Below are 15,113 nucleotides of genomic sequence, written 5' to 3'. Positions count from 1 at the left end.
ACAAATTATGTAAAAAAATAACATTAGCTATATTACCTAGTTATGTTTAATGTTTTTTTCACTACTATTACTAATTAAATTATAGTATTTAGTAAGAAAATCGTATGATTTGTGACTAAATGTTGGCTAAAAATATTATAAAAATTCATAAATATATAGTTTTAGATTTTTATGCTGAAAGACTCCTTTGATATTTCATGATTTTTCAATAGATTTATTTCCTTAATTACTCGCGCTATTAACTATAAATTTGTTTACGGAAATAACATTATGTAAACATACATCGTGATAATTAGATAAAATAGCTTATCAATTTGCACGTGTCTTTTCAATAGATTAAAAGAGCCCACAAAAAACGTAGACTCCTTTAATTACCTAAACATTAAATATTGCAACCGCCCAAAAATTAACATTAAATTCTTCTGTTAGCTTATTTAATATTTAATGAAGTAGATAATGTATTCCAAGGTGCATTTGTAGATGTGTTTTGATATTTGAATTGTCCATTTTGTTGTCCCGAAGCATCCCATTTATATTCCCATCCATCAACTGTTCTATCACCATTAATATCAATCATCTTAGAATCTACTTTTTTTAGTTTTTGACCACTCATTTGAGCAATCGGATTTCTACCATATCCCATTTCATTTGTATAAATGTATAAATAGCTTCCTCCATGATCTTTAACTGTACTAAAATTGTTTGCACCGATAAATTCAACTCCGCCTAATTGAGATTCAACTTTTACTACATTTAATGATGTTAATGGTGGTGCAGGTGCCGCAGATACATCTGTCGCTATGCCAACTGTTGCCCCCACTACTAATGACGAAACCCCTAGGATCATCCTTTTTAGCATACAATCATCCCCTTTATATTTAATACAAATTGATTCTATCATACTAATTTCATATACTTTCTTCCCTGTGAAAGAGTTAACAAAAAGTACCTATTTATATATGAAATTGTGCATATTCATTGCATTTTTACTATTTGCACTTATCATTAATCCTACTACAGCATAATTGGTTCTCTACCTTTATGGACTTTCAACACTTGGACTCGTTTCAAGGTGGCTTTTGTAAGAGCTAATAAATGGTGCGTAGTTCGGTTATTTAGCAAATAAAAAATAAAGTTGCAAATCCAACTCTATTTAAGCCGGCTTTTCTTCTAGCATTATAAGCAAGATCCACCACTTGCATCGATTAACTCACCAGTTATCCAACGGCTGTCTGATGAAGAAAGAAAACCTACAATATCAGCTATATCATTAGGTTCTCCCCACCTATTAAAAGTCGATAAACCTGCAGCATATTTTTGGCCATCTTTATTCCTCAATGTCTCAGCGTTCATTTTTGTATTAATTATACCCGGGAGAATTGCATTTACTGTAATACCACGAGCACCAAGTTGTTGTGCTAAAGTATGAGTGAGTGTATTAATTGCCCCCTTAGATATACTGTAGGCAAAAACACTTGGGGTGGCTACTCGTGTAACAAATGATGAAATATTGATAATCCTTCCTCCATCTTTTAAACGTGGCAAAGCCTTTTGAATAATGAAAAATGGAGCCTTCACATTAATATTCATAACCTCATCAAAAGACTCCTCTGTAGATTCCTCTAACGTTAAAATCTGCCCAATTCCAGCATTGTTTACAAGAATATCAAATGTAGTATTACCTATATGTTTTTGAAGAGATTGATCCATCATTAAATACAAGTTATTAATGCCGTTAAAAGTACTTAAATCTGCACTGATTGCAAATGCGGCACCGCCATCTTGTTTAATTTTATCCACTATACTTTCTGCTTCTTCTTTTCTTTTACTATAGTGAACTACAACTAACGCACCAGCCTGTGCCAAATGTAAGGCAATACTTCGTCCTATTCCCCTACTAGCCCCTGTTACTAATGCAACTTTCCCCTTCAATTTATTCATCTCATCATCCCCTTGTTTAAAATTCTACTTAGTTATATCACAGGATACTCTTTGAATTGTTGCTCACTAATTTGGTTTCCTTAAAGGACCAAGATTGTATTGATACTAATTTTATTAAATACTAAACATCTAATTTTCTTTTTATGGTATAGTGCACCCATGTCCGTTAAGCTAGGAAAAGTGAATACCACAAACAAAGAAAAGTATTAGTTTTAGATTGTAGTACCTGAAAAATATCTAGTTTCTAAACCCTTGTTAAGAAGCCACGATGAGCAATTATACTAAACCAATAATGAAAAAAGGATCTGATATGAATATCAAATCCTTTTTTACTATATATAATTATTTCACTGCTTCTCTTAATTCTTTTCTAGCTTTTAATGCCGGTGCTTTAGAATCAGTAATTCACACTTCTGTAACATTATCATATAAGGTTTTAACGAATTATGTGTTAAACTTTATTCCAAGAAGTCCTTTACTTTTAGAATCGACAATTCTTCAATACCCTTAGACTTGCCCTACGTCCCCTGTAGGGCTTTTTTCGATAAACTAACATATTCTTCTTGTACACTTTCTGAATTTTATCTCTACAATTTTGTATCCACTTCAATGTTAAATCTTTTATCAAAATAGAAGTTTAAAAAAGAGCATGAAATAATACACATTAATTTGAACGAATATTAAGATACATTCCCAAGGGTGCTGATACATACTTTCTTTAAATCAGAAAAAACAAATCCTTATCTACACAGTTTTTGAGTGCCTTATGACGTCTTTTTTGCAAAAGAATCTTCACAATTCATATATAAATAACAAAAAATATATGGACTCTATTTTCAAATCCATTACACTTATTCCTTTCTTAATTAACCCTTTTTATAGTTAATTTAGAATCTTGCTTTTGAGTTCTAAACCCTAATGCAATAGCAGCTCCAATACAGCTAGAAAAACAACCAACAAACAAATACGGGGATGGATCTGACTCACCGATTAAAACGGAAGCTATTCCTCCAATTACAGGGAATAGCGCCACCATATACCCACTTCGAGCTCCTCCGATTTTTTCTACAAGCTTCAAATAGAATAACCATGCTAAAAAAGAAGCAAACAGAGTTAAATATAGCAACATACATACATATGAAAACGATGTGGGAAACGTAAATTTTTCCCCTTGAAATAATACAATTCCCCCCATCAATATACTACCTACTGTAAATCCAATTGTATTTGCAAAGATAGGATTCACCTTGTGTTTTGCATTTCGTGCCGAGCTCGCATCACCTATTGCTGTAAGAAGCGTACCTAAGATTGCGACCATAATTCCTTTTATATCATTAAAACCTTGAAAATTATTTAAATTCGGATAGATGAGAATGCATACTCCTAATACACCTAAAATTCCTCCAACCAAAACGCGTGAATGTAACTTTTCTTTTAAAAAAATTCGAAGAGCGATTGGGGTCAAAATCACCTTTAATGAAAAAATTAACGTTACAATTGCCGCAGAACTTAAAATTGTAGCGTAATAAAGGCATAAATAGCTTAATGCAAAGTTACATACACCAAAAATCATTATAAATGGAATATCTTTTTTTGTTGGCATCCCTCTTGGGCGAAGGAACCAAATAAGAATCAAAAATAAAAAAGCTGTCATAACCAAACGATAAGTTAAGGATAGTTCTAGGCTGACAGGAGTTCCTTGAATTTTTACCGCAATAAAGTTGATTCCCCATACAATCAAACAAAATATGTACATAAATATTGTCATAAACTTTCTCCTAGATTAAATTTTGTATGAATTCATTATTTATTTATACTGTCATTCCTAAAAGGGACAGTTTACAATAAATATAAATGACAGATGAGGTGTTCCAATAATGAAGGAACTAATATTTAATATAAATCGAAAAAGTGAAAATCCTATGTATCAACAAGTTTATCAATATATACGAACTCAGATTTTATCTGGAAAATTAGAAAAAGGTAAAAAGTTGCCATCAATTAGACAACTTGCTATCCAATTAGAGGTCAGCAGAAACACAACTCAGGTTGCCTATGAACAATTACAATCAGAAGGATATATTCAAAGTGAGAACAAAAAAGGATTTTTTGTAGAGGCTATTATATCGGATGAAACACTAAATTTTCAACCTATCAGAGAACCGCATCATGAAACAAAGCATGCTGCCATGAAAACTATTGATTTTAAGATTGGGACAGTGGATCAAGAAAACTTCCCTTTGAAAAAATGGAGAATGATTACTAACAAAATTATTAAAGACTCTAGCATGTTTTCATACGGAGAAAAGCAAGGCGACATTAAATTAAGGAAAGCACTAGCAGATTACTTATTTCAATCAAGAGGAGTTAATACTTCTACAGAACAAATTATTATTGGTAGTAGCACACAACATTTGTTATTACTTTTGTCACTGATGTTAAAGCAAGACTATAATTATCTGGCCGTAGAAGACCCTGGATATAACATGGCAAGGGAACTTTTTTTTCTTCAATCATTTATTATTGATCCAATTCCTGTAAAAGAACGAGGTATCCAAGTCGATCTACTTTTAAAATCGCCTTCTAGACTTTTATATGTGACTCCTACTCATCACTTTCCGTATGGGGTGACTATCCCTGTCAATGAAAGACTAAAGTTAATTGAATGGGCCAAAAAGATGGAAGGCTATATTATCGAGGATGATTATGATAGTGAATTTCGATATATCCATCAACCTATACCGTCTCTTCAAAGTTTGGATTCTAATGATAGGGTGGTTTATTTAGGAACTTTTTCAAAGGCACTCCTCCCCTCTGTCCGTGTCAGTTATATGGTTTTGCCTAAGCGGCTAATTAATGAATATAAAAAGATACTCCCTTTACTTGAACAAACATCCTCATCTATTCATCAGCAAACATTGGCAACTTTTATGGATGAAGGATATTGGTACTCGCACTTAAGAAAGATGAAAGCTTTGTATAAACGTAAAATGAATCTATTAAATAAGGAATTATCAAAGCACTTTAAGGAATATGTCAAGATTAAAGGTGGTAGCTCCGGCATTTTCGTTATTATTGAAGTGAAAACAAAAATGAGTGAAAAAATGCTAATTGAAAGAGCACATAATCACGGCATTATAGTATATCCTTGTTCAAAATATTTCTCAGAATATTCACCAGAATATCCGCATATTCAACTTGGATTTGGTAATTTATCTGAGGAAGAGATAATAAAAGGAGTATCTCAATTAGCAAAAATTTGGTTCTAATAGGAAAAGAGATAGAACAATTAATGAATGATTTTATTTAATTACGAATAGAAATCCCTCTAGTATTTTGAAATTTTTACACAAAGTGATATTTTACTTTTTTATATATAAAAAAGACACCTTTAAGGTGTCTTCCTCCAAATTAATAACCGAATGTTATATCATAAACTTTCTCAATTATTATGAATTTAAACATTACTTTTAAATATATCCTTTTAACATATTTTTTGAGAAACGATTAGGATATAGAGCAATAAGCATTTCATATGGACTTCCTTTCCAATAGCGTTTTAACGGTGTCCATAATTTTTGTTTTATTAGCCATTTTTGATTAAATACTTTTAATAGCTGTTTTTCATCCAATTTTTCTTTTTCTTCAATAGTCCACCTTAACGCCTCTAATGCTTTACGTTTAGACCAATATCCAACAGGAGTAACTTTAAATTCCCATTCTTTAAAACGGTCTCTATACAAATCATTAATCATTCTGAACGGACTATTCCCCCAAAACATTTGACATACTGATGCTAATCCATGGGTTTTTAACCACTTTATATTGTATATATCAAGCAATTGTTTAGGAGTTAATCTCTCTTTTTCTTCAATGGTCCATTTCAAGGCTTCTAATGCTTTTTCTTTAGTCCAGAAGTTATTAGGAGTCATACCAAATTCCCATTCTTTAAAACGCCTTGGATACAGATCATTAATCATTGCATACGGGCTACTATTCCAATACATAGCCAGAGGTGCACTAAGCTTATTTTGTTTTAACCATTTTTTCCCGTATAATCCTAAGATCTTTTCTTGTGAAAGGCCCTCTTTTTCCTCAATAATCCATTTCAAAATTGTTAATGCTTTTTCTTTAGTCCAAAAATTTAAAGGAGTCATACCAAATTCCCATTCTTTGAACTGATTTGGATACAAATCATTAATAGCTTTAAAAGGGCTATTTTCATACCTATGTTTGAGTAACCCTCGTAGCCTATACTTTACAAGTAATTTTGTGTTCCATTTTATTCTTATGTCTTCCTTATTCCATTTTAAAATACTGTTAAGTAAATATGTTATTACCCTCCGCGCCATTTTATTATCTTTATCTTCTTTCCATGTATTTGCAGGGAATTTATTTCTTTTTCCATCTAATATTTCCTGATAAATATCTTCTATAGCAACTTCTTTCATTAACAATATATAAATCCCCCTACATTTTGTATTAATATTTATACACTATCATTATTTTTAATCAATATATCTATATTAAATAATATAATTAAAACCCAAATTAAAATCAACACAAAATTTGTTTTTTATAAAAATTCTAATAATTAAATAAGTAAATTTTTATTTTAATTTTCTAATTATTAGTTTATACTAATTTAGTATTGTTATATTTAAATATAAGGAGTGCATTCGTATGGAGAAGCTTAGTAAAAGTGATATTATTCGTACTGTTCCGCAAAGCGGTTTTTTCGGACACCCTAAGGGGCTGTTTACCCTATTCTTTACAGAGTTTTGGGAGCGATTCTCTTACTATGGGATGAGAGCAATATTACTTTACTATATGTATTATTCAATCTCACAAGGTGGTTTAGGGATGGATCATGCGACCGCAGCGTCAATTATGGCCATCTATGGATCTCTCGTTTACATGTCTGGCATTATTGGTGGCTGGATTGCAGATCGTCTATTAGGTTCAAGTAGAACGATTTTTTGGGGTGGAGTTTTAATTATGATAGGTCACCTGATTTTAGCACTACCAGGGACTATAAGTACTTTATTCATATCTATGGTGTTTTTAGTACTTGGTACAGGTTTATTAAAACCTAATGTATCTAGCATTGTTGGTGATTTATATAGTGAAACAGATACTCGACGTGACTCAGGTTTCAGTATTTTTTATATGGGTATTAATTTAGGAGCTCTTTTATCTCCTTTTATTATAGGGACACTTGGTCAAAAGTATAACTTCCACCTAGGTTTTGGTGTTGCTGCAATTGGTATGCTATTAGGCTTAATTATTTTCGTTCTTACAAAAAAGAAAAATCTTGGTTTAGCAGGAACACAAGTACCAAATCCTTTAACAGACATCGAAAGAAAAAAAGTTATTATACAGTTTAGTATTGGTACAATAGCTATAGTACTATTTTGTATTTTAACGATACCAACAGGTATTTTAACTATTAATAGATTCACTTTATTAGTAAGTATCTTAGGTATTCTCATTCCAACTGGTTACTTTATTTTTATGTATCGTAGCCCGAAAACTACAAAAATTGAAAAGTCTCGTTTAATTGCTTACATACCATTATTTATAGCTGCTACAATGTTTTGGGCCATTCAAGAACAAGGAGCTATCATTTTAGCTTCTTATGCTGATCAGCGTACTCAATTAAAATTGGCCGGGATTGAACTTCAATCTTCATGGTTTCAATCATTAAACCCAATTTATATTGTTTTGTTAGCACCAGTATTTGCTTGGTTATGGATAAAGCTTAATTCACGTCAACCAAGTACGGCTAATAAATTTGCTATTGGTTTACTATTTGCTGGTTTATCCTTCTTAGTTATGATTATCCCTGCATATATCCATGATACAGAATCCCTTGTAAGCCCTATGTGGTTAGCGATTAGCTTCCTATTAGTAGTAATCGGGGAACTTTGTTTATCACCTGTAGGTCTATCAATTACAACCAAATTAGCACCAGCTGCCTTCTCTGCTCAAACAATGAGTCTGTGGTTCTTAACTAGTGCAGCTGCACAAGCTATAAATGCTCAAATAGTTCGATTATATAATCCTGAAACAGAAATTATTTATTTCGGTGCAATTGGTGGCCTTTCAATCATTTTAAGTGTAATTTTATATTTTATGGCCCCAAAGATTCAAGTTTTAATGAAAGGCATAAAATAAAAAAAACTGTGCTAAAAACTTGTTATAATGCGGGTTTTTATGCACAGTTTTTTTGAATGACTATTTAGATTTTTCTATATGTAACATTCCAAAATATTTATCGTTTAAATTAACCCCCGCATAATGTAAAATTAATTCCACTTTTCAGTGCTCCGTCCTATCGAAATGTGTGCTTTTCATGCTTTATATTCTACTAGCAATGTATTTTTGTATTTAATCGTCGATTATAGTTTGTAAAATGCGAACATTTTTTACTGAGCCGATTTTTACGCCTTCCTTGTAAATAGTGTTGAATATATAAATGCTTACTTCTTTTGGTGTTTTGATTTTTCTTCAACAGGAATCTGCATATTCATAATTATCTGTCCTTCTGAATAAAACAGATTCAATTCATGTAAATCTGATTCAATTACATTACATGATCTAAACTGTAAACCATTTCTCTCTATATAGTCTGTAATATTTGTATATATTTGATGTCGTACTTCATCGATATGCTCTTCTGTACATACGTAATCAACACAAAGATAATTACCTGCAGGTATACTAAGAATATCAACATGCTCTATCTCTGTATCATTCAAAACAGGATAATAAACTGATAGTCCCAGATCATCATTGAATAGATTCTTAATAGGACACATTGTTATAAATTGTTCTTGAAAAAATTCACCTTGCTTAAAAATAGAACGGAATTTATCAAAAAAGGATTTTACACTATTAAAATCTTCTCCTTTGATGTGATAATATTTTCTTTCCTCAAAATAGACACTCTGAATTTCATTGAAGTTTTTACTTCTATTTTGTAGGAGATCGAGGAGCCTAGTAATTTTCTTTTGCATTTCCATATATCGATAAATTTCAGTTTCAATTTCATCTTTTTTGTTCTGTAGGATATTTATATTGTTTATTATTTTTCTCTTATTTATTACTAAATCAATTTCTTCAATTGAAAAACCTATATCTTTACAAAAGAAGATTTGGCTAATTCTCTGTAGTTCTTCATTTCCATAAAACCTATACTTATTTTTACCTACCTTTGGCTGAACTAATCCTTTTTCTTCATAGAATCGAAGTGTTTCTTTCGTTGTATTAAAAATCTTAATTACATCACTTTTAGTTAACTTATAGCTATCCATCTAATTATATTGCCTCCTATTAAGGAATAATATTTATACTATAAACTATGTGGTTACTTCATAGTCAATAAATAAAAAGAAATTCTTTTCACACCAAAAATGGTCGTTTAAGGAACCTTATTGAATTATTACGAGACTAACAGAAATACTTCCAAAAACCATTTCCAAAACTCATTACCAAAAACAAAGTACCGTAACAAACATTAAATATCGTTTATGGAACCCTCCTAACTCGCTGTAAACTCAAGTTTTTCAACTTAGAAAATCCTTAGCGTACGAAATTCGCGTTATGTTGGTGGGACCCCATCACCATCAAGCTAAGCTTATATAAGTTTAATTTCATGTGAGATTTTTTCTTTTTTCTAAAGATCCATTGCAAGTTCTTTAAAGATTTGCATACTAAATAAGCCCTATTGGGTTTCAATTTTTTTGATTATGCTACAGGATTGTAAGACATAGTAAAGTCATATACGATGCCTAAAATATCAAAGACTGTTTTCTTCTTGTACCGGTGAGATTTTCTCCCGTTTTTCTCTAAAAGATAAAACAAACGCAGTAAAACTTTTGATAATTCATGGATGCCCTGCTGTAATCCTTCATAAAACAATAGATAATAATTTTTTATCATATAGATGGATTTGTCTTCACTTAGCTCTTTCTTTTTCTTATCCAAGAGTAACTGACGCATTTTGAACATCGTTGATGAACAAAGTAAAATACTAATAAGTTGTCCATATAAATGGCATTCTAAGCGCTCTTTCTTGATTTCTTTGCACTTGTCAATTTGAAAGAAAGATTTCCATGTTTTGAACAAGATTTCAATTTGCCAGCGTAATGAATACAGGTCGTGGATATGTTCCGTTGGAACATTTTCTGCAGAAAGATTCGTTATATACACGTTGATTCCACTCAACCTTTTACTTCGTTCTTTGTAGGTAATACCTTTCTTCTTTTCTTTTTTGGCTTGTTCCTTCAATCTTTTCTCTGTTTGTTCTTTTGTTAATCGATGAATAATAACACGAGCTGGTAGTTTTTGATACTGCCCAATGTATGCTTCTGAAATCTCTATTGTTTGACCAGGGGTCAATTGATTCATGAGTTCTTCCATATCTAACTGAATATATATTGTTCCTTTCTTCACGGTCCCATTTCGAAAATAATCTGGATTATCATTCTTACAATAGATTCGAGAATTTAATTTCAAACGTGAGATATAGTAAGCTCCTTTATCATGGATCTTCTGTAAATCATGTAAGTCGAAATAACCTAAATCTCTTATGCACAAGTCCTTTGGTTGCATGGATTGTAGGCTTGTTGAACTAAAAGTTTTATCATTTTCTCTTCCTTCTCCTACATAAACGTGCAGAAACTTTCCACTCAATAGGTCATACTCCAATTGAATTTTAACTCCTGCAGTATGGCTACTTCCACCTGAACCTTGATAATGTGAAGAAAACTGATCTGGAAGCTGAAATGTTGTAGAATCTAGAATCCGAATATGCTTAAAAATCGTGGTATATTGATGAATTATTTCTTGTGTTGAATGGATTCTTTGGGTTAGAAGGTTAGCTAGAACTTGTTCAAGAAACTTTACTGCGGAAGCATTAAATCGTTGGTTAAGTCCTTCAGGACTTATAAGAACACCTGTAGATACTTCAAGACAGCTACATAATTGCGTGAGGGATGTACTTGCAACCTGTTGACTAAGCCATACACATAAAGCAACTAACTCCTGTGCTTGATATTTACTCTTTCGCTGAACGAATCCTTTTTCTTTGGCTAAGTGTTCTAGAACATGAGAAGACATATGTCGTTGTAATTCTTCAGCAATCAGTTGAAGTTCATCAAGAATCGAAAGATTCATAAAAAAACGCCATCCTTTCTTATAATTCTACAGAAAGGATAACTTCATTTTTGCTGTATGGATAGTGTAAAATCTTAGCTTGATATCGATGTAACGTGACCCAAAATAGCGGACAATCTACATCAGATAAAATACCAAAATATACCTTTAAAATGATATAATAAAATATAGAATACTATACATAAAACTACAGGAGGCTATTAATGGATAAAATTTTTGAACATATGAAAACCAGGTTCATTTTAATGTGGGCCATTATCTCTTTTGTAATAATGATGTTTATTTTACCTTTATTATTCACAGAAATTCCTAAAGATGTACAGTTGAATATTGCTCTTATTATTTCAATTTATGCTATTCCTATGTTTTGGATTGGCTTTAAATTTAAAAGATATAATATCTCGTTTAAAACTTACTTGTCAAAACCATCTTCCTTTTCTTTCAGAAAAATTTTTGCATCAGCAATTATGACTATGATTTTCGGGTTAGGTATGTTATTGCTAATCGTAATGGTATTCTCATTAATACCCAAGAGCACTTCACTAGAGGGTACAAACGAAATAGTTAAAACACAAAGCATATGGTTTGTTTTAATGAAAGCTATAACTCTTTCTTTCGTCGCTCCTATCTGTGAAGAAATTTTGTTTAGAGGCTTTATTCTTAGTCGTTTTACATATAAATTCGGAATAAAAAAAGCAGTTATATTCTCTTCCATCTGCTTCGGTGTTTTACATCTAAACAATGTATTTGGAACCACAATATTTGGGATTATTTCTTGTTTAATGTACTTGAAAACGAAAAGTTTATTCCCTTCTATAGTAGCTCACATGGTTAATAATATAATTGTAGCTTCAAGAGATATCTTTTCTGCATTAAAGTCTACAACTACAAGCACACCTTCAGCGCAACCTGAATTAACTATCATTCTTTTAATGTCTGTTGTGCTAATAGCAATTGGATTAATGTGGATTATTCCTTTTATTAGAAGACATTCTGAACTATTAAGATATGATAGTTTACCGCCTTTAAAGTACACAACAACCTAATTAAATTTGTATGGTGTAAAAAAAATAGTAATAGAAGTTTTTGAGTAGTAAACGTAATCATTTATAGTACAGAAAAGGATAGATAAGGCTAAAATGCCTTTATCTATCCTTTTCTCTCATATATTATGTGAAGGATTTTTTTGTTTTGGGGTTGATTTGTTTTCTTAGGTTGATGGGCATGGGGTATCTTCAGCATTTCGGAAACAAACCACGCTAAACAAAAAATACAATAAGCTGCCCATATGGACAGCTTATTTCCATAATTATCGTTATTGGAAGTTATAAGCACAGTTTGTATTATGTTTAGGTAAATCTCAATCTTCATTAAGCATATAAAGTTCCTAAAATAAATCAAATATGATATTAGTTATGTAAGTTTCTAAGAATGCAGCAACGATAATTATAGGTAAAGTTAAAACAACATAAATTTTTATTACTTCTAAAATCTTTTTACTAAGAGATACTCTTTCTTTATCCTTTTTGAATATATTTTTTAATTTGATTCTAATAAATTTATTTAATTCAAAAAGAATAGCCGCAAATAAACAAAAAGCGAAAATTTCAACAAGGTAATGAGGGATGGATGAAATTATCATCCCTAAACCTTTTTTAAAACCAACTTGTAACGCAATTCCAAAAGAAACCCCAAGAAGTGAAGCAGTTAAAATTATATGTATAACATATAAAAATTGTATTGGAATCAAGGCTAATATAAACATTTGTAAAGGCACGATAAAACCATTATTAACAATGTATTTCCATGCCTTTTCTATACCTATTGATTCCTTTACTTGATCTGGTAGCCTATTCCCTATTCCTTCCAGTATTTCTTTTAGATCTGGATTGATTATAAAAGTTATTATGGTTGCAATAACTGTTAGTGTTATCCCTAATATAAAAAAGTTAATAGCTCTTTTAAATACAACCTTATTAATTACATTCGAAATAACTCCCACCCCTTTTCTAAATTTTACCATCTTAATAATGCGGTAGTAAAGAAAATTTTCTTGTATATCGTATACATAATCGGTTGACATAACGTCTCATTATCAGTAGTCAACAATGCATAAAATTTTCGTTCTGGGGGTAATTAAAAATCTTAGCTTGATGGCGATGTGGTGGGACCCCATCCCCATCAACTTAAGAAAAATAAGCGCCCCCAAAACGAAAAAAATGAGCTGACTTCTCAAAGTAACTACCTGTAGAGAAAGTGAATTTTGGTTTTGGGGGTACTTCAAAACCTTAGCTTGATGGCGATGTGATGCTACCCCATCGCTATCAAGCTAAGCTTATGCAAAGTCAATTTCAGGCGAGATTGTTTCTTTTTTCTAAAGGGCAAGTGTAGATGATTGAAAGATTTGCATACGAAATAAACCCTAACGGGTTTCACTTTTTTGAATTAAGCGGCTTGATTATCAGACATGGTACAATTGTAAACGACACCTAATATATCAAAGACTGTTTTCTTCTCATATCGATGAGATTTTCTCCCGTTTTGCTGTAGGAGATTGAACAGGCGAAGTAACACCTTTGATAGCTCTTGAGTGTTTTTTTGTATAGTTTGGAATAGAAGAAGAAAATAGTCTTTAATCATATATATGGCTTTATACTCACTAAGCTCTCGTTTTTTCTTTATAAGGAGCAATTGGCGCATTTGAAACATGATAGAAGAACAGAGTAGAATGGCAATCAATTGACCATATAAATGGCATTCCAATCGTTCTCGTTTTATCTTTTTACAATGATGAATGTGAAAGAATGACTTCCACGTTTTAAATAAAATTTCGATTTGCCAACGCAAAGAATGCCAGTCATGTACCTGTCCCGTCGGGACAATATCTGTAGGGGTGTTTGTCATATATACATTGATACCACTGAGTCGTTTACTACGAGGAGAATACTTCATTCCTTTCTTTTTTTCTCTTACAGCTTGATCTTGTAATCGTTTTTGTTGCTGTTGTTTTGTTAATCGATGAACAATTACACGAGCTGGCACTTTATCAATCATTCCTACATAAGCATTAGCTATTTCACATGTTTGTCCTGGTTGAAGGGAGTTCATTACCGTCTCCATATCTATCTGTATATACTCTGTACCTTTCTTAATTCTTCCATCTTGAAAATAATCAGGGTTAGGATTTTTTTGATACATACGTGTATTCGACTTGATACGAGAGATATAGTAGGCCTCTTTATCTTGTATATATTGAAGGTCTTTTAAATGAAAATAACCTAAATCTCGGATACATAAATCATTCGCTGTCACAGTTGGGGCACACAGAGAGCCGTAAGTGCGATCATGTTGTTTACCTGGACCTGTATGAATATGAAGGAACTGTCCACTTAACAAATCATACTCAAGTTGAATTTTTATCCCAGCCGTATGGCTGCATCCTCCTGCACCTGGATAAACCGATGAAAATACATCCGGGAGTTGAAATGCAGTTGAATCTAAAATACGAATACGCTTGAAAACAGAAGTGTATGGAGAAGAAATTGGCATAGATGCGGCCAGTTTTTTGCTTAGTAGTTCGGCTAGTAGGTGTTGTAAAAGTTGACGGCAGCCTTATTAAACCGTTGATTCAGTCCCTCAGGACTGATGAGTACTTCTGTTGATGCTTCTAAACAGCTAGATAACTGAGTTAAAGAAGTCATAGCTACATTTTGGCTCAACCATACACATAAAGCGACTAAATCTTTTGCTTGGTACTTACTGGTTCGTTGTACAAAGCCAACGTCTCTAACAAGATCCCGTAAGGTATTTGGAGATAAAAAACTTTGAATCTCTTGAGCAAATAGTTGTAATTCGTCAGACACAGAAACAGACATAAAAAACGCCATCCTTTCCTATGATTCTACAGAAAGAATAGCGTATTTTTTCATTTTAGGGGATACTTCAAAATCTCAGATTGATAGGTATATAGCATTTCTGTTAAGTCAATTACA

At 31.9% G+C, this 15,113-nt stretch carries 10 protein-coding genes and 1 pseudogene; 3 read left to right on the top strand and 8 right to left on the bottom strand.

Annotated elements, in window-relative coordinates:
• Positions 1-430 precede the first annotated feature (430 nt).
• From FS802_RS18025 to FS802_RS18010, 3 genes are all read right to left on the bottom strand, one after another.
• Positions 431-859, bottom strand: coding sequence for a DUF4879 domain-containing protein (locus FS802_RS18025; protein ID WP_186367223.1), 429 nt, complete (start codon positions 857-859; stop codon positions 431-433).
• A gap of 317 nt (positions 860-1,176) precedes the next feature.
• Positions 1,177-1,941 carry an SDR family oxidoreductase gene (locus tag FS802_RS18020; RefSeq protein WP_144525302.1) on the bottom strand — a complete coding sequence of 255 codons (765 nt, stop codon included), beginning with the start codon at positions 1,939-1,941 and terminating at the stop codon, positions 1,177-1,179.
• Between the two features lie 862 nt (positions 1,942-2,803).
• On the bottom strand, positions 2,804-3,709 hold the full coding sequence (locus FS802_RS18010) for a DMT family transporter (protein WP_098823195.1): 906 nt from the start codon (positions 3,707-3,709) through the stop codon (positions 2,804-2,806).
• Between the two features lie 109 nt (positions 3,710-3,818).
• Here FS802_RS18010 and pdxR point away from each other — a divergent pair, with 109 nt between their 5' ends.
• Entirely contained in the window at positions 3,819-5,210 is a 1,392-nt protein-coding gene (gene pdxR / locus FS802_RS18005; protein WP_144525300.1) for a MocR-like pyridoxine biosynthesis transcription factor PdxR, read from the top strand.
• 201 nt (positions 5,211-5,411) lie between these two features.
• Here pdxR and FS802_RS18000 read toward each other — a convergent pair whose 3' ends face one another.
• Entirely contained in the window at positions 5,412-6,398 is a 987-nt protein-coding gene (locus FS802_RS18000) for a DUF4046 domain-containing protein (protein WP_098708014.1), read from the bottom strand.
• 226 nt (positions 6,399-6,624) lie between these two features.
• Here FS802_RS18000 and FS802_RS17995 point away from each other — a divergent pair, with 226 nt between their 5' ends.
• A complete protein-coding gene (locus tag FS802_RS17995; protein WP_098654217.1) occupies positions 6,625-8,118 on the top strand; it encodes a peptide MFS transporter in 1,494 nt (497 codons plus the stop codon).
• 305 nt (positions 8,119-8,423) lie between these two features.
• On the opposite strand, the gene FS802_RS17990 is transcribed toward FS802_RS17995, so the two are convergent.
• Together FS802_RS17990 and FS802_RS17985 are read right to left on the bottom strand one after the other, a co-directional pair.
• Positions 8,424-9,257 carry a MerR family transcriptional regulator gene (locus tag FS802_RS17990; protein ID WP_098654218.1) on the bottom strand — a complete coding sequence of 278 codons (834 nt, stop codon included), beginning with the start codon at positions 9,255-9,257 and terminating at the stop codon, positions 8,424-8,426.
• A 433-nt stretch (positions 9,258-9,690) separates the two neighbouring features.
• Complete coding sequence (locus FS802_RS17985; RefSeq protein WP_144525298.1) at positions 9,691-11,121, bottom strand: IS4 family transposase; 1,431 nt, start codon at positions 11,119-11,121, stop codon at positions 9,691-9,693.
• A gap of 203 nt (positions 11,122-11,324) precedes the next feature.
• Between FS802_RS17985 and FS802_RS17980 the strand changes: the two genes are divergently transcribed.
• On the top strand, positions 11,325-12,167 hold the full coding sequence (locus FS802_RS17980) for a type II CAAX endopeptidase family protein (RefSeq protein WP_000357771.1): 843 nt from the start codon (positions 11,325-11,327) through the stop codon (positions 12,165-12,167).
• Positions 12,168-12,508: 341 nt separating this feature from the next.
• On the opposite strand, the gene FS802_RS17975 is transcribed toward FS802_RS17980, so the two are convergent.
• Entirely contained in the window at positions 12,509-13,204 is a 696-nt protein-coding gene (locus FS802_RS17975; RefSeq protein WP_260989078.1) for a stage II sporulation protein M, read from the bottom strand.
• 362 nt (positions 13,205-13,566) lie between these two features.
• Positions 13,567-14,996: pseudogene (locus FS802_RS17970) on the bottom strand (IS4 family transposase).
• Between the last annotated feature and the right edge of the window lie 117 nt (positions 14,997-15,113).

The organism is Bacillus sp. DE0042, from assembly GCF_007680225.1.
GTDB lineage: Bacteria > Bacillota > Bacilli > Bacillales > Bacillaceae_G > Bacillus_A > Bacillus_A wiedmannii.
This window is presented reverse-complemented; position numbering and strand designations above follow the sequence as displayed.